General features: G+C 73.5%; 13 protein-coding genes. 4 read left to right on the plus strand and 9 right to left on the minus strand.

All coding sequences use genetic code 11. The annotated features are described in order from the left end of the window. Positions 1-72: 72 nt before the first annotated feature. From G7075_RS00625 to G7075_RS00645, 5 genes are all read right to left on the minus strand, one after another. Complete coding sequence (locus tag G7075_RS00625; protein WP_166117905.1) at positions 73-1,479, minus strand: glycoside hydrolase family 3 protein; 1,407 nt, start codon at positions 1,477-1,479, stop codon at positions 73-75. After that, positions 1,476-2,315 (minus strand): carbohydrate ABC transporter permease, encoded by an 840-nt coding sequence (locus tag G7075_RS00630; protein ID WP_166117906.1) that lies wholly within the window; start codon positions 2,313-2,315, stop codon positions 1,476-1,478. The genes G7075_RS00625 and G7075_RS00630 overlap by 4 nt, the downstream gene beginning before the upstream one ends. Beyond that, complete coding sequence (locus G7075_RS00635; protein ID WP_166117907.1) at positions 2,315-3,304, minus strand: carbohydrate ABC transporter permease; 990 nt, start codon at positions 3,302-3,304, stop codon at positions 2,315-2,317. Before G7075_RS00635 ends, G7075_RS00630 begins: the two co-directional genes overlap by 1 nt. An 86-nt stretch (positions 3,305-3,390) precedes the next feature. Then, positions 3,391-4,743 (minus strand): extracellular solute-binding protein, encoded by a 1,353-nt coding sequence (locus G7075_RS00640; RefSeq protein ID WP_166117908.1) that lies wholly within the window; start codon positions 4,741-4,743, stop codon positions 3,391-3,393. 66 nt (positions 4,744-4,809) lie between these two features. Then, the gene (locus G7075_RS00645; protein WP_240917792.1) at positions 4,810-5,946 is read right to left on the minus strand and encodes an ROK family protein; all 1,137 of its coding nucleotides are present in this window, start codon (positions 5,944-5,946) and stop codon (positions 4,810-4,812) included. A 144-nt stretch (positions 5,947-6,090) separates the two neighbouring features. Here G7075_RS00645 and pepN point away from each other — a divergent pair, with 144 nt between their 5' ends. From pepN to G7075_RS00660, 3 genes are all read left to right on the plus strand, one after another. Next, complete coding sequence (gene pepN, locus G7075_RS00650) at positions 6,091-8,574, plus strand: aminopeptidase N (protein ID WP_166117909.1); 2,484 nt, start codon at positions 6,091-6,093, stop codon at positions 8,572-8,574. 128 nt (positions 8,575-8,702) lie between these two features. Continuing rightward, positions 8,703-10,220 (plus strand): S8 family serine peptidase, encoded by a 1,518-nt coding sequence (locus G7075_RS00655; protein WP_371814142.1) that lies wholly within the window; start codon positions 8,703-8,705, stop codon positions 10,218-10,220. A gap of 177 nt (positions 10,221-10,397) precedes the next feature. Further along, positions 10,398-10,670 (plus strand): hypothetical protein, encoded by a 273-nt coding sequence (locus G7075_RS00660; RefSeq protein ID WP_166117910.1) that lies wholly within the window; start codon positions 10,398-10,400, stop codon positions 10,668-10,670. Between the two features lie 173 nt (positions 10,671-10,843). On the opposite strand, the gene G7075_RS00665 is transcribed toward G7075_RS00660, so the two are convergent. Continuing rightward, positions 10,844-11,254, minus strand: coding sequence for a DUF6855 family protein (locus G7075_RS00665; RefSeq protein ID WP_166117911.1), 411 nt, complete (start codon positions 11,252-11,254; stop codon positions 10,844-10,846). Between the two features lie 122 nt (positions 11,255-11,376). Here G7075_RS00665 and G7075_RS00670 point away from each other — a divergent pair, with 122 nt between their 5' ends. Then, entirely contained in the window at positions 11,377-11,940 is a 564-nt protein-coding gene (locus G7075_RS00670; RefSeq protein ID WP_240917793.1) for a sugar O-acetyltransferase, read from the plus strand. A gap of 34 nt (positions 11,941-11,974) precedes the next feature. On the opposite strand, the gene G7075_RS00675 is transcribed toward G7075_RS00670, so the two are convergent. The 3 genes from G7075_RS00675 to G7075_RS00685 are packed head-to-tail and all read right to left on the minus strand — an operon-like array spanning position 11,975 to position 15,790. Further along, positions 11,975-12,373, minus strand: a complete 399-nt coding sequence (locus G7075_RS00675) for an ester cyclase (RefSeq protein WP_166117912.1) — start codon at positions 12,371-12,373, stop codon at positions 11,975-11,977. A gap of 11 nt (positions 12,374-12,384) precedes the next feature. After that, complete coding sequence (locus tag G7075_RS00680; RefSeq protein WP_166117913.1) at positions 12,385-14,409, minus strand: VWA domain-containing protein; 2,025 nt, start codon at positions 14,407-14,409, stop codon at positions 12,385-12,387. After that, positions 14,402-15,790 (minus strand): magnesium chelatase, encoded by a 1,389-nt coding sequence (locus G7075_RS00685; RefSeq protein WP_166117914.1) that lies wholly within the window; start codon positions 15,788-15,790, stop codon positions 14,402-14,404. Before G7075_RS00685 ends, G7075_RS00680 begins: the two co-directional genes overlap by 8 nt. Between the last annotated feature and the right edge of the window lie 61 nt (positions 15,791-15,851).

A 15,851-nucleotide genomic window follows, 5' to 3' on the forward strand; every position in this document is an offset into this window, starting at 1 on the left:
TGACGGGGGTCGTCAGCAGCGCGGCCCCGCTGGCCGGCAGCGGCGCGGAGCCTCCGATGTCGGTGCCGGGCCTCACGAGGTCGGCCCGCCGTCGGTGCCGCCGCGCAGGAGCGCGAGCAGGACCCGCGCCACGGCCGGCGACGCGCCCCACGTCTCGACGTCGGCACCGCCCCGGGGCCAGCCGCAGTCGACGAGCACCGCACGGTGACCGGCCGACCGCAGCCGGGCGAGGACCTCGTGCGCCGGGTGGTCGGGTCCGGCGGACCGGGCGACGACGGCGACCCGCGCCCCGGCCGGGACGTCCGCCTCGGCCACGGTCTCGCCGAGGGCGGCCGGGCCCCACGCGACGGCGCCCACGGCGAGGTTCGCCCGCGAGCCGACCTGGACGACGGCCAGCGGCGCGGGGTCGGCCACGAGCTCGCGCCCGGCGTCGGTCACGGTGAAGGCGGCGGCCACGAGCTCGTCCGGCACCGCCGGCCCCGTCGTGGGCGCACCGGCGACGAGGGTGCGCCGGGCCAGCGCGCGCACCCGGGCCGCGGCTTCAGCCACCCGCTCCGCCGGCAGCCGCCCGGACGCCACCGCCTCGAGCACGGCGGCCCGGACCTCGCCGAAGCGCTCGCCACCGGTCGCCGACCCGAGGCAGAGCAGGTCGACACCCGCGGCCAGGGCCCGCACGGCCGCCTCGGGGATGCCCGTCTGCGCCGACGCCCCGGCCATGTCGAGGGCGTCGCTGACGACCACCCCGTCGAAGCCGAGCTCGTCACGCAGTAGCCCGAGGACGGTGGGGGAGAAGGTCGCCGGTCGGTGGGGGTCGAGGGCGGTCACGAGGATGTGCGACGTCATCACGCAGGCGACCCCGGCCTCGACGGCGGCCCGGAAGGGGACCATCTCACGCCCCCGCAGGACGTCGAGTGGCACGTCGACGCGCGGGAGGTCGTGGTGCGAGTCGGCCACTGTGTCGCCGTGGCCGGGGAAGTGCTTGGCGCACGCGGCGACCCCGGTGGACTGCAGTCCGTGGACCCACGCCGTCGTGTGCCGCGCGACCGTCTCCGGGTCGGCACCGAACGAGCGGACGCCGATGACCGGGTTCTGCGGCGAGGAGTTCACGTCGACGACCGGCGCGAGGTCGAGGCCGATGCCCAGCGCGGCCAGCTCGAGCCCCACGGCCGCACCCGCCCGTCGCGTCACGGCCACGTCGTCGACCCGCCCGAGCACGCCGTTGCCGACCGACGTCGAGCCCGACGGGTAGTGCAGGCGCGTGACGTCGCCGCCCTCCTCGTCGACGGCGAGCAGGACCCCCGGCAGCTCGCGGGTCAACGCCGAGCAGACCTCTGCCACACCGCCGTCCGGTCCGACGTTGTCGCCGTACAGGCACACCGAGACCAAGCCGGCAGCGTGTGCGTCACGCAGCCAGGACGGGACCTCGGTGCCGACGAAGCCGGGCTGGAGGGTCGCGGTGACGTCCTCCTCGAGGGTCATCCCTTGACCGCCCCGCCGACCAGGCCGCTGCTCATCCGACCCTGCACGACGAGGAAGAAGACGATGACGGGCAGTGCGACGAGGGTCGAGGCGGCCATCACCTGGCCCCAGTCGGTCTCGCGGCTGGCGCTGGCCTGCACGAAGCCGCGCAGCCACAGGGGCAGGGTGCGCGACTGCTCCTCGGTCATGACGACGAGGGCGACCGTGAACTCGTTCCACGCCTGGAGGAACGCGTAGACACCGGAGGCCACGAGCCCGGGAGCCAACAGCGGGAACGTGATCCGCAGGAAGGCCTGCGTGCGGGACAGGCCGTCGACCATCGCCGCCTCCTCGAGGTCGGCGGGGACCCCGGCGACGAAGCCGCGCAGCATCCAGATGGTGAAGGGCACGACGGCCGCCGTGTAGAGGACGGCCAGCCCGAGCGAGCGGTTGAGCAGCCCGAGCGAGGACATCATCTTGTACTGCGCGATGAACAGCCCCTCGGCCGGGAGCATCTGGATGAGCAGGAGCGCGAGGACGAACGACGTGCGACCGCGGAACCGGAACCGGCTGACGGCCAGCGCCCCGAGGAAGGCCACGGCGAGGGCCGCGACGACGGTCGTCAGCGTGACGACGAGCGAGACCCCCAGGGCCCGACCGAACGCCGGGTCGCCGGCGACCACCCCGAAGTTGTCGAACGACCCGCCGAACGGGAGGAACGTCGGTGTCGTGGACTGGAGGACGACGTTCGGGAGGAAGGCCGAGTTGAGCATCCAGTAGACGGGGAAGGCCCAGACGGCCGACACCGCGAGGGCCAGCACGGAGAGCAGGACGCGGGAGGTGCGGGAGCGGCGCATCAGTTCTCCTGGGCCATGAGCGAGCGGACGTAGCGCCAGCTGAGCGCGACGGTGAGGAGGAGCATGAGGACGCTGACCGCGCTCGCGGTGCCGAAGTCGCCCTTGCCCGTGCCGAGCTGGTAGACGTACGTGCCGAGCAGGTTGGTCTCGTTGGCGACCGACCCGGCGTCCTGCAGCAGCTTGATCTGCGTGAAGACCCGCAGGTCCCAGATCAGCTGCAGCAGCAGGACGATCGAGAGCACGGGGGCCACGAGGGGGGCGTAGATGTACCGCAGTCGCTGCCAGCCGCCGGCGCCGTCGAGCATCGAGGCCTCGACGACCTCGGTGCCGACCTGGGTCAGCCCGGCGTAGATGCTCAGCGCCACGAACGGCACGCTCATCCAGACGACGATGGTCGAGGCGACGACGAAGAAGGACAGCGGCTCGGCGAGCCAGTTGTGGCCCGCCGCGCCGTCGACCCCGAGGTGCACGAGCAGCCAGTTGAGCAGCCCGCGGCGCCAGTCGACGATCCAGATCCACACCGTCATCGCGGCGACGACGGGCATCGCCCAGGCGAGCAGGAGCGAGACCTGGAGCACGAGGCGGACCCCGCGGCCGAGGGCGTTCATCAGGACGGCGATGCCGCCGCCGACCGCGACGGTGACGAACGCGGTGACGAGGCAGAAGACGACCGAGCGCAGGACGACCGCCCAGAGCGCCGGGTCGGTGACGAGGGCGACGTAGTTGTCCAGGCCCACCCACTCCGGCGGGGCGCCGAACTGCTGCTTGAGGCCGAACTTGCGCAGGCTGGTCACGAGCTGCCACGCGACGGGGTAGCCGAGCGCCGCGACGAGCAGCACGAGGGTCGGGAGGACGAGCAGGAGGGGCAGCCGGCCGCCGGGTCGTGAGCCGCGACCCTTCCGGCGGGCCGGGGTCGCGCTCGGGACCGGGGGGACCGGCGGCACGGGGGCGGTCGCCGGTGACGAGGGGGCGGTGGTCCGCGACGTCATGGGGTGTCCTTCGGGAGGGGGCGGCGAGGGCCCGGGCTCCCCGGCGCCGGGTGGTGGCCCGGCGCCGGGGCGGGGATCACCGGGGCTCAGGACAGGTTGAGCATCGGGGTGATCTTGGCGTCGTACTGCTGGGCGAGCCCGGCGAGGTCGTCGGTGCCACGGATCTTGCCGAAGAACTCCTCGAGGACCTGCGCCGACTCGACGGCGGCCCAGCCCGGCGCGGCCGGGGTCAGCTTGGAGTTCGAGGCCGACTCGACGAGGGCCTTGGCGAAGGCGTCGTCACCGAGCGAGGACACGTAGTCCGAGTTGGCCGGGCCGAGGCCGGCGCCGCCGAGCTTCTGCTGGTACTCGGGGCTGAAGATGATCTTCATCAGCTCCTTGGCCAGGGCGGGGTTCTTGCTCTTGGCCGAGATCGCGATGTTCGAGCCGCCCGCGAAGACCGGGGCCGGCTTGCCGTCGGTGCCGGGGAGGGTGAAGACGCCGAACTTGGCGTCGTCCCAGGTGCGGACCTCCTTGCCGTCCTTCTTCGTCAGGTCACCGATCGACCAGTGCGCCCAGCCCGGCGCCATGATCGTCGCCGCGGCGAGGGAGGTCTTGCCGGCCGCCTTGCCCGCGTCGTCGAGGATCGTGTCGGAGTCGTTGATGTAGAGCCACGGCGACTGGTCCTTGGCGTCGGCCGGCGCCTTGCTCGCCGACCGCTGGATCTGCTGGAGCTGCTGCAGGCCCTTGAGCGTGTTGGCGTCGGAGAGGGTCGAGACCCACTTGCCGTCCTGCTTCTTGGCCAGGTCGCCGCCGTTGGCGAAGACCCAGGAGATGCCGTTGCGCCAGTCCTGGCCGCCGATGAAGAAGCCCGAGAAGTTCTTGATCTGGTCGGGGTTGTCGGTGGCGATCTTCTCGACGTCGCTGTTGAACTGCTCGAGCGTCGTCGGCACCTCGATGCCCGCCTTCTTCCAGACGTCCTTGCGGTAGAACATGTACCGGGAGCCGAAGTAGTAGGGCAGGGCGTACTTCTTGCCGTCGACCGAGCCGGCCTCGACGAACGAGTTCAGCAGCTTGCTGCCGCCCAGCTCGTCGTACATGTCCGAGATGTCGAGGAACGCGCCGACGTTGGTGAACGTCGGGCTCTGGGTGTTGCCGAGCTCGGTGACGTCCGGGGTGTTGGCGGCGTCGGGCAGGGCCGTGGTCAGCTTGGTGACGAGGTCGGGCCAGGCCTGCTCCTCGATCTTCAGCGTGGCGCCGGTCTTGGCCTTGAAGGTGTCGGTCAGGTAGGTGCGCAGCTCGTCGGGGGTGTCGCCCCCGGCCAGCCACAGGGTCACCGTCTTGCCGGCGTTGTCGGCCGTGCTCGTGGCCGCCGGTTCTTTCGACCCGCCGTCGTTCGCGCAGGCGGTCAGGGCGAGAGCCGCACTCGTCAGCAGGACGAGGGGAAGGCGCCGATTCATCTCGGGTTCCTTTCGGTGGGTCGAGGGGCGGTGGGCCCCCTGGGTGCACCCGGGTGCGGGGTGGGGTCAGACGACCCCGAGGCGGTCCCACAGGACCAGTGCCGCCGCGCCGCGCAGGACGATGTCCTCCGGGGACGTGGCGAGGCGGACGGTGAGGGGGGTGTCGAGGCTCGGCAGCAGCCGGTCGGCGAGGCTGCGGGCGACGACGGGGACGACCGGCTCGAGGAGCGCGGCGGGGCCGGCGAGCACGACCTCGGAGAGGTCGAGCGCGGCGACGAGGGGCGCGAGGGCGACGGCCAGGCGGTGGCCGCCGACCTCGGCGACGGAGTCGGCGGCGGCGGGGTCGTCGCCGGCGTCGAGGGCGGCGCGCAGCCGCGGCACGGAGAGCCAGGTCTCGAGGCAGCCGGCGCGTCCGCACGAGCAGGTCTCACCGCCGTCGGTGCCGACGGTGACGTGGCCGATCTCGCCCGCGGCGTGGTGGGCGCCGCGCACGAGGCGGCCGCCGCTCACGACGCCGCAGCCGACACCTCGCCCGACCTGGACGAGGACCATGTCCTGGCTCGCCGGCGAGGTGCTCAGCTCGGCCTGGGTGGCGGCGTCGGAGTCGTTGGTCACGAGGACGGGGACGCCGGTGGCCTCGGCGACCAGCTCGCGCAGGGCGACGTCGGTCCAGCCCAGGTTGGGAGCGGTGCGCACCGTGCCGTCGGGGGCGACGAGGCCCGGGGTGCCGATGCCGATGCCGAGCACCGGGTGCTGGGCCGTGGCGAGCACGGAGCGGACGAGCTCGACGACGACGGCGGGGTCGAGACCGCGGCCCTGACCGGCGTCGACGGCGGCGGCGCGCTCCTCGCGGTGCAGCACGGTGCCGGTGACGTCGACGACCGCGGCCTGGAGGCGGGCGGGCACGGAGAGGTCGACGGCGAGGGTCAGCAGGCCGCTGCGGTCGAGGTCGACGAGGGTGGCCGGCTTACCGGGACCGGCCTGCTCGGCGGTGCCGACGTCGCGCACGCGGCCCTCGCCGATCAGCTCGGCGACGAGGTCGGACATCGTCACCTTCGTGACCCCGACCTCGCGCGCCAGCTGGGCCCGGGAGGTGGGTCCGAGCCGCCGGAGTGTCTGCAGCACGAGCGAGAGGTTCTGCCGCCGCCCGTCGGCGGGCAGGACGGCCGTCGAGGTGCTGATACGGCGGGGAGTGGGGCTCACAGTTGGTTAGTAAAGAGTACTAACTAAAGATCGGCAAGAGCCGTGACCGGATCGTGACCTGCCCTTCCGCGGCGCTCAGGGGTGGCCGACGGCGGGCCGCCGCCGGGTGGTCGGAGAGGGTGGTGCGTCTGGTTGGGTGGGTGCATGCCGTCCCTGACCCGCGACGAGGCCGTCGCCCGTGCCGCCCTGTTGACCGTCGACGCGATGGAGGTCGACCTCGACCTCGACCGCGGTCCGGAGGAGTTCGGCAGCCGCACCACCGTGCGGTTCACCGCCCACGTGCCGGGGTCCTCGACGTTCGCCGACCTGCGCCCGGTCACCCTCCACGCGGCCACGCTCAACGGCCGCGCCCTCGACCCCGGCAGGCTCGTCGACGGCCGCCTGCCGCTCGAGGACCTCGTCGACGACAACGTCCTCGAGGTCGAGGCGACGATGGCCTACGGGCACGACGGTCAGGGCCTGCACCGCTCCACCGACCCCGCCGACGACGAGGACTACGTCTACGGCCACCTCTTCCTCGATGCTGCGCCGCGGGTCTTCGCGTGCTTCGACCAGCCCGACCTCAAGACGCCGTACACCGTGCGCGTGTCGGTACCACAGGAGTGGACCGTCGTCGGCAACGGTGCGGCACAGCAGGTCTCGCCGGGTCGCTGGGAGCTCGCCACGACGCAGCCCCTGGCCACGTACTTCGTCACCGTGTGCGCCGGGCCCTGGGCCTCGGTCACCGCCGAGCACGACGGCGTGCCGCTCGGGGTGCACGCCCGCCGCTCGCTCGAGGGGCCGCTGCGCGAGCAGGCGGAGCAGATGCTCGCCACGACCCGCGCCTGCCTCGACCACTACCACCGGATGTTCGGCATCCGGTACCCGTTCGGCGAGTACCACCAGGTGTTCGTGCCCGAGTTCAACGCCGGCGCGATGGAGAACCCCGGTTGCGTGACCTTCCGCGACACCTACGTCTTCCGGGGCGCCGCGACGCCCGACCAGGTGCTCGAGCGCGACAACACCATCGCCCACGAGATGGCGCACATGTGGTTCGGCGACCTCGTGACGATGCGGTGGTGGGACGACCTGTGGCTCAACGAGTCCTTCGCCGAGTACATGGCCTACCGCGCCTCGACCGAAGCACTGGGGTCGGCCGAGGCGTGGGTCGAGTTCGGGGTGGTCCGCAAGCTCTGGGGGTACGCGGCCGAGCGCTCGCCGAGCACCCACCCGGTCGCGGGCTCGCCGGCGCCGGACGCCCTCTCGGCCCTCCAGAACTTCGACGGCATCTCCTACGCCAAGGGTGCCTCGGTGCTGCGCCAGCTCATCGCGCACATCGGCGACGAGGCCTTCCTCGCCGGCGTCCGCGACCACCTCGGCTCGCACGCGTTCGGCAACGGAGAGCTCTCCGAGTTCCTCGACGCGATGGCCCGGGCCGCCGGTCACGACCTCGGAGACTGGGCGCAGGCCTGGCTCCGGACGGCCGGGGCCGACCGGCTGGCCCTCGACCGCGACGGGGTCCTGACCCGCAGCACGCCTGCGGCACACCCGGCGTCGCGTCCGCACACGCTCGACGTCGCCGCCTTCGTCGGTGACGACGAGGTGCTGCGCCGGGAGGTCGTGCTCGACGGCGACCGCGTCGAGGTGCCCGGGGTCGCCGGACTGCCCGCGGACGCCCTCGTCGTCCCGAACGCCGCCGACCTCACCTGGGCCGAGGTGGGCCTCGACGACCGCACCACCGGCGGGCTCGTCGGCGGCCTGTCGGACGTGCCCGACCCGATGGCCCGCACCGTCGTGTGGACCTCGCTGCTCGGCGGGATGCACCGGGCCGAGGTCGACCCCCGGCTCGTGCTCGACGTCGTCGAGGCCGCCTGGCCGCGGGAGGACGACGCCTCGGTGCTCTCCCGGGTCGCGCTCGTCGTCACGAGCTCGGTCGTCCCGCTCTTCCTGCGCCCCGAGGAGCGCGGGGAGGCCCTCGAGCGGCTCGCGGCCGCTGCCGACGTGCTCGCCGACCGCGCGTCGTCGGGGGAGGGCGCCGCCGCCGACGCGCTGGCCCTCGTCGCCGCCCGGGTGTGGGCGCGCTCCGGGTCCGACGTCGGGCGGCTGGGTCGGTGGGCCGCGGGGGAGGACCTGCCCGCGGGGCTCGCCGGCGACGACGACTTCCGCTGGCTCGTGCTGCGCCGGCTCTCCGCCCTCGACGCGCTCGACGACGCCACCCTCACCGCCGCCGAGGAGGCCGACCGCTCGCTCGCCGGGTCGCTGGCGGCCTTGGGGGTGCGGGCCGTGCGACCGACCACTCAGGCGAAGGAGTGGGCCTGGGACCGGCTGCACGACGACCCCGAGCTGTCGAACTACGGCGCCCTCGAGCTGGCCCGCGGTTTCTGGGCGGCGCCCGACCCGGGCCTCCTGCGTCCCTACGTCGCACAGGTGGGCGACCTCCTCGCCCACCTGGGGGTGCGGATGGGTGAGGACGCCCTGTCGCGGGTCGCGGTGGCCCTGCACCCCAAGCCGGTCGTCGAGGCGGCGACCCTCTCGGCGTCCGAGGCGATGATCGGCCGCGACGACCTCTCGCCCGGGGTCCGGCGCGCGCTGCTCGACGAGGACCACGTGCTGCGCGAGGCCCTGGCCAGCCACCGCCGCTTCGCCTGACGGGTGGGCCCGGTGGCGGCGGGGTGACCCGGGTGGTTGCCGCCCCGGGATGCGGGGCGCCCCGTCGCGGGTGATGATCGCGGGGCCCACACCGAAGGGCCCACCGGCCCGTACCAGGAGGACCACCCGTGCCCAGACCCACCCACCTGCGCCGCATGGCCGTGGCGGCGGCGACCACCGTCGCCCTCGCCGGAGCACTCACCACCGGGACCGCCTCGGCCGCCCCCACCGCCGCCGAGCCGCCCTCGACCCCGGTGCCGATCGTCACCCCCGACGGCGAGGTCTTCAGCTACGTCCTCAACGCGAAGCACGCCAACCCCGGCCAGACCAGGCTGGTGACCCGGGCCGTGGAGCGCTCCGGCGGCGTGGTCGTCCAGGCCTGGCCGCAGATCGGCGTCGTCGTCGCGCACTCCGACCGGGCCGCGTTCCGGGCCGACGTCGCGAAGTCCGCCGGCAAGGCGCTCGAGTCGGTCGGTGCCTCGCGCACCGTCCCCGTGTCCGAGGTCGCGCCCGCCGCCGGGGCGTCCGCGCGCAGCACGGCTGCGGCGAAGGACGCCCGGACCGCCCGGAAGGCCGCCGACGTCGAGTCGCGGTGGAGCCAGCCGGTTCCCACCGACCCGCGCGAGGTCGAGCAGTGGGACATGCAGATGATCAAGGCCGACCACGCCCACGACATCACCGACGGGTCGCGCAAGGTGCTCGTCGGTGTGCTCGACAGCGGCATCGACCCCGACCACCCGGACCTCGTCGCCAACATCGACGTCAAGAAGTCGGTCAACTGCACCGACTCCGGCCGCCCGAGCCGGACCGGCTGGGAGCCCACGACGAGCGACCACGGCACCCACGTGGCCGGCACCATCGCGGCCGCCCGCAACGGCGTCGGCATCGTCGGCGTCGCCCCGAACGTGCGCCTCGCGTCGGTCAAGGTCGTCAACGACGACGGCTTCATCTACCCCGAGTACGCCGTCTGCGGCTTCGTCGAGGCGGGCCTGAAGCACATGGACGTCACGAACAACAGCTACTACGTCGACCCGTTCGAGTTCTACTGCGACGACCAGCCCGACCAGCACGCCGCCAAGGAGGCCGTGCGCCGCGCGGTCACCTGGTCGACCAAGCAGGGCGTGGTCCACGCGGCCGCGGCCGGCAACTCGGGCAAGGACCTGTCGGACAAGACCCTGCTGACCGACACCGGCAGCCCCGACGACGGGACCCCGGTCACCCGGACGCTCAACAACACCTGCAGCGACATCCCGACCGAGCTCGACGGCGTCGTGACGGTCTCGTCGGTCGAGCGCTTCCCGACCGACACGCTGGGCAGCCGACTGTCGAGCTTCTCGAACCGCGGTCTGGGCGTCATCGACGTCGCGGCCCCCGGCTCGCGCATCCTCTCGACCGTCGTCGTCGGCAACGGCTACGGCCTGAAGAGCGGTACCTCGATGGCCTCGCCGCACGTGGCCGGTGTGCTCGCGCTCATGAAGTCGGCCCACCCCTCGTGGAAGCCGGCGAAGATGATCGACCGGCTGCGCCGGCAGGCCGACGACAAGGCCTGCTCGGCCGCGACGGCGGGCGTCCCGTGCGTCGGGCCGACGAGCGACAACAGCTACTTCGGTGAGGGGCTGGTCGACGCGCTCGACGCGGTGAGCTGACCTCCGGCGCACCGCCACTCATTGCCCAGAACCCACCTCGGGACGGCCCGGAACGGCCTCCCGGGGTGGGTTCTGGGCAATCAGTCGGTCCTCGGGGTCGGAGGCCGGGTCCGAGCCCGCTAGCCTGTGCGTCCGAGCCCGCGGGGAGGACCCGGGACCACACGGAGGGGACACACCATGAACCGATCCACCCTGCTCACCCGGAGCGCAGTGGCCGCCGTGGCCGCAGTGCTGCCCGTGACGCTCGTGGCCTCGCCGGCCTCTGCGGCCACACAGGCGATCGGCTGCTCGACGACCTACGGCGGGGTCTCGAAGTACCGCCAGGCCACGGTCACCGACGGCGTCGTCCTCGGGCCGACGACGTTCTCCTCGAACGTGACGAACAACGGAAGCAGCCGCTACCTGTTCTCGTCCTCGCTCGACGTCCAGGTGTGGACGAAGAACGGCTAACTACAAGGTCGCCAACGCGGGGTCGACGAGCACCCGTCTCCCCGGCCAGTGGGGCACGGTGCAGTGGCACGACAAGGTCTACGAGAAGCGCGGCTCGGTCTACCACTACGTGACCACGGTCTACTGCAAGACCTACCGCTGACGGCTGCGCGGGACGTCGGTCGCGACGCGGCTCAGAGCGCGCGGACGCGGTTGTTGCGCGCGTTGTGCTCGAGCTCGACGAGACCGAGGGCCTCGAGCAGCGGCGGCAGGTACATCCCGAACCGGCCGCGGTAGCCCTTGCGCTGCCCGTACCAGCCGCCGGCCGGGTTGTCCTGCGCGCGGCCCCAGGCCTCGACCGTGCCGTCGGCCGCGGTCTTCTGCTCGTCGGCGGCGCCGAGCGGCACCCAGTCGCCGGCGTCGCGCAGCATGGCATGCAGGTCGTCGACCGCGCGGGCGAGGTAGGTGAGCCGGGTCGAGCCGACCTGGCAGACGAGCAGCGGCGGGTCGGCCGTGTCGTCGCGGTGCATCCGGTACTCGGAGGTGCCCGGGGCCGTCGTCAGGACCCACGGGTCCTCGGCGGTCCCCTGTCCGGTGGTGGCCATCGCTTCTCCTCGCCTCGGCCGCGCGTCGTCGCGGGCCGGCTCCATGGTCGCGCAGCGAGGGGCCGCGCGGAAGGGTGGAGCGGCCGACCGGTCCCGTCGGGACGGCGTGGCAGCATCGACGCGTGCGCGACGAGCAACGCCTTCCCACCGGAACCCCCGAGTCGCGAGCCTTCGCGCAGCGGGTCGGCGTCGTGATGTCCCTGACCGCCCGTCTCAACGCCCTGCCCCTCGACGACCTCGACGGCCGCCGCGCCCTCCTCGGCGAGATCCTCGCCGGCGCGGTCCCCGACAGCCTCACCGTGCTGCCGCCCTTCTTCTGCGACCACGGGCTGCGGACCACGTTCGGCGAGAAGGTCTTCGTCAACCAGGGCTGCTACCTGCTCGACCTCGGCGGCATCACGATCGGCGACCGGGTGCTCATCGGGCCGCGGGTCACGCTGACGACGGCCGGACACCCGGTCGAGGTCGACGAGCGCTTCGAGGCCATCACGCACGCCCCGATCGTGCTCGAGGACGACGTCTGGGTCGGGGCGGGGGCGACCATCTGCCCGGGCGTCACGGTCGGGCGGGGGTCGGTGGTCGGAGCCGGAGCGGTGGTCGCCAAGGACGTTCCGCCCCTGAGCGTCGTGACCGCGACGAGCGCGGTGGAGCGGCGCCGGCTGCGCGAGCCGACCCGTCGTCCATGACCCCGGCCGGCGGCGGTCGGCAGGGTGTGCCGGGTCAGGGCTCGGTGCGGCCGGCCGCCTGCGCGCGGAAGGAGTCGAGGTCGACCAGCGACCACACCTTCTCGATGCGACGCTCGCGGAACCGGTAGAAGACGTGCTCCGCGAACGACACCGGGACGCCGGTCGGGGCCACGCCGGCGAACTCCCGCTCGGGCGTGCACGCGAACCACAGGCGGCAGGCGAGGACGTCACCCGAGACGACGACGAGCCGGGCGTGGAAGCGCAGGTCGGGGATGCGTCGGGCGTCGTCGGCGATCATCGCCGCGTACTCGGCTCGGGTCATGGGCCGCTCGTTGTACGTGAGCTCGTCGTGGACGAACTGCCCCAGCTCGTCGAAGCGGCGCTCGTCGAGGGCCGTCAGGTAGTCGCGGTAGACCGCCTCCAGACCGGTCATCGTGGCTGGTCTCAACCGGCCCAGAAGCCGCGGCCACCGAACAGGTCGCGGTAGGAGCCGAACGCCGCCTGCCCGGGCGAGCGCCCGTCGAGGTACGAGCCGACGACCGCCGCGCCGAGGTCACCGAGCTCGGGCGCGACGACCCGTCCCCCGGCCCGGCGCGCCATCGAGTCGACGAAGCGGGCGAGCCCGGGGTCCTCGCCGAGCCGGAAGAAGGTGACCTGCGCCCCGAGCCGGGCGGAGGCGTCGAGCTCGCGGACCGCGAGGGCCAGCGTGCGCGGGTGCGGCGGGTAGTCGAAGAACACGTCACCGCCGGCCTCGAGGTGCGAGGTCGGCTCGCCGTCGGTGACGACGAGGAGCACCGGCTGCTCGTTCGGGTGCTTCCGGAAGTGCCGGTTCGCCAGCAGCAGCGCGTGGTGCAGGTTGGTGCCCTTGTCCCACTCGGCGTCGAGCGCGGTGAGGGTCTCGATGTCCATCTCCTGCGCGTACCGCGCGAACGAGACGAGCTGGAGGTGGTCGCCCCGGAACCGGCTCGAGATCAGCTGGTGCAGAGCGAGAGCGGTGCGCTTCATCGGCACCCAGCGGCCGTCCATGGCCATCGAGAACGAGGTGTCGACGAGCAGGGCCACCGCCGCCCGGGTGCGCGCCTCGGTCTCGGTGACCTCGACGTCGCGGATGTCGAGGCGCATCCCACCGCGCGGGTCGCCGCCCTCGGACGCGACGCGCGTGATGGCGTTGGTCATCGTCCGGGTGGTGTCCCAGGGCTCGGTGTCGCCGAACTCCCACGGCCGGGTGGCGCCGCTCTGCTCGCCGGCGGCACCGGCCTGCCGGGTGTCGCGCTGGCCGCCGCGGGTCGAGAGCCGGCCGGCGACGTCGCGCAGCAGCGACTTGCCGAGCTCGCGCATCGCCCGGGGCGACAGGCGCAGCGACCCGTCGGATGCCCGGGTGAGCATCCCGCTGTCGCGCAACGCCTTCTCGAGCGCCGCGAGGGCCCGGGCGTCGACGGCGGCGTCGTCGCCCAGCTGCCTGGTGAGGGCGTCGAGGTCGACGTCGTCCATCCGCGCGCCGGGGTGGGACTGGGCGAGCTGGTCGGCGAGGGCGTCGAGGTCGGCGAGGTCCTGGAGGACGCCGGTGCCGTCACCGAGTCCGAGGCCCTGGTCGCCGCGGAAGTCCTCGGACCCGTCCCAGTTCTCGCCGGGGCGCAGCCCGCGCAGGAGGTCGTCGAGCCGCGAGAGCTGGTCCATGAGTCCCGGTGAGCCGAAGGCCTGCTGGGACAGGGCGGCCAGCTCCGCGCGCTGCTCGGCGCTCATCGACTGCATCATCCGCTGGGCTGCGGCGGCCCGGGCGGCGAGGGAGTCGATGAGCTCGTCGACGTCCTGCGGGCCCTCCGGGAAGAAGTCGCCGTGCTGCTCCATGAACTGCCGGAACTGCTCGGTGGTGTCATCACCGCGGGCGTGGGCGGCGAGCAGGTCGCCGAGGTCGCGCAGCATCTCCTCGACGGCGGCGCGGTCCTCGTCGGTGGCGTTCTCGAGGGCCTGCTTCATGCCGGCGAACCGCTGGTCGAGCAGCTCGCGGCCGAGGAGGTCCTTGATCTGGTCGTACTTCTCGCGACCGTCGGAGGAGCGCCACGCGTAGTCGGAGAGCTCGGTGACGGCGGCGGCGGGCGAGGGCGGCAGGTTCTCCATCCGCATCTCGGCGAAGCGTGCGTCGTCGTCGAGGTCGCGGGCCAGCTGCTTGCGCTCGGCGAGGACGGCCTCGTCGAGGAGCTTGCGCACCTCGTCGAGCGTGCCGCCGAGGGAGTTGCGGCGCAGCAGCTCGTGACGGCGCTCGGCGACGCGGCGGGCCAGCTCGTCGAGGCCGCTCTGGTCGCGGGTGCCCTGCCGCAGCAGCTCGCGCATCGCCCGCTCGGGGGAGTACCCGGCCATCACGTCCTCGCCGATGGCGTCGAGCGCCTCGCGCAGGTCGACCGGCGGGGCGAGCGGGTCGCCGCCGCCGTACCGCGTGAAGCGCGTTCGGCGAGAACCGCGTTCAGCCATAGACGGTCTCCGAGCCGTCGCTGTCCTTCCCGATGCGGCGGGCCAGGTAGAGGCCCTCGAGAGCGAGCTCGACGGCGCTGGCCCGCTTACCGTCGGACCGCGCGTCGAGGCGCCGGGCGATCTCGTCGTAGAGGTCGGACTCACCGAGCACGGGCAGGGCGTCGAGGAAGGTCCGGGCGCTGACCGTCTCGCCGGTGGTGACCATCGCGCCGTCCTCGATGGCCTCGACGAGCAGGGCCATGTCGATGCCGCCGAGGCGGTGCCGGGCGGTCTCGGCCGTGGCGGTGCGCAGCAGGTGCCCGAGGACCTCCCGCTCGCGGCCCTCCTCGCCGGTCTCGAGCTCGACCTTGCCGCGCAGCACGTCGAGCGCGGCCTCGAGGTCGACGACCCGCGCCACCCCCTCCGCCTCGCCCTGGGTCGTGGCCCGGTGCAGCGCGGCGGCGGCCACGGTCTCGGCCGCGGCGATGGCGAAGCGGGCGGAGACGCCGGAGCGCTGGTCGACCGAGCTCGAGCCGCGCAGGCCCCGGGTGAAGCGGGCCACGACCTCGACGAGCGCGTCGGGGACGGTGGCGACGAGCTCGGCCTCCTGGCGGATGACCGCGACCTCGTCGTCGAGCTCGCGCGGGTAGTGGGTGCGGATCTCGGCGCCGAAGCGGTCCTTGAGCGGCGTGATGATGCGGCCGCGGTTCGTGTAGTCCTCGGGGTTGGCGGAGGCCACGACGAGCACGTCGAGGGGTAGGCGCAGGACGTAGCCGCGGATCTGGATGTCGCGCTCCTCCATGACGTTGAGCATCGCGACCTGGATGCGCTCGGCGAGGTCGGGCAGCTCGTTGATGGCGACGACGCCGCGGTGGCTGCGCGGGATGAGCCCGAAGTGGATGGTCTCGGGGTCGCCGAGCCGGCGGCCCTCGGCCACGCGCATGGGGTCGACGTCGCCGATGAGGTCGGCGACGCTGGTGTCGGGGGTGGCGAGCTTCTCGGAGTAGCGCTCGTCGCGGTGGCGCCAGGCGACCGGCAGGGCGTCACCGAGCTCGGCGGCACGGCGCCGGGACTCGACGGTGATCGGGTCGTACGGGTGCTCGCCGAGCTCGCTGCCGTCGATGACGGGCGTCCACTCGTCGAGCAGCCCGACGAGGCTGCGCAGCAGGCGGGTCTTGCCCTGACCGCGCTCGCCGAGCAGGACCACGTCGTGCCCGGCGAGCAGCGCCCGCTCGAGCTGCGGCACGACCGTCTGGCCGAAGCCGTGGAGGCCGGGCCAGGGGTCGGTGCCGGCCGCGAGGGCGGCCAGGAGGTTGTGGCGGATCTCGGCTCGCACGGACCGGGCCTCGTGCCCGGATGCCCGCAGCTCGCCGACGGTGGAGATGGCCGGTGGGGCGCTCATCGCCTCACGCTACGTCAGGATCCGCCGCGGCGGGAGTCGTGCCCCCCGGCGACCGGTGCCG

Origin of the sequence: Phycicoccus sp. HDW14 (genome assembly GCF_011383005.1) — a bacterium.
In the GTDB taxonomy this organism is placed as follows: Bacteria; Actinomycetota; Actinomycetes; order Actinomycetales; family Dermatophilaceae; genus Phycicoccus.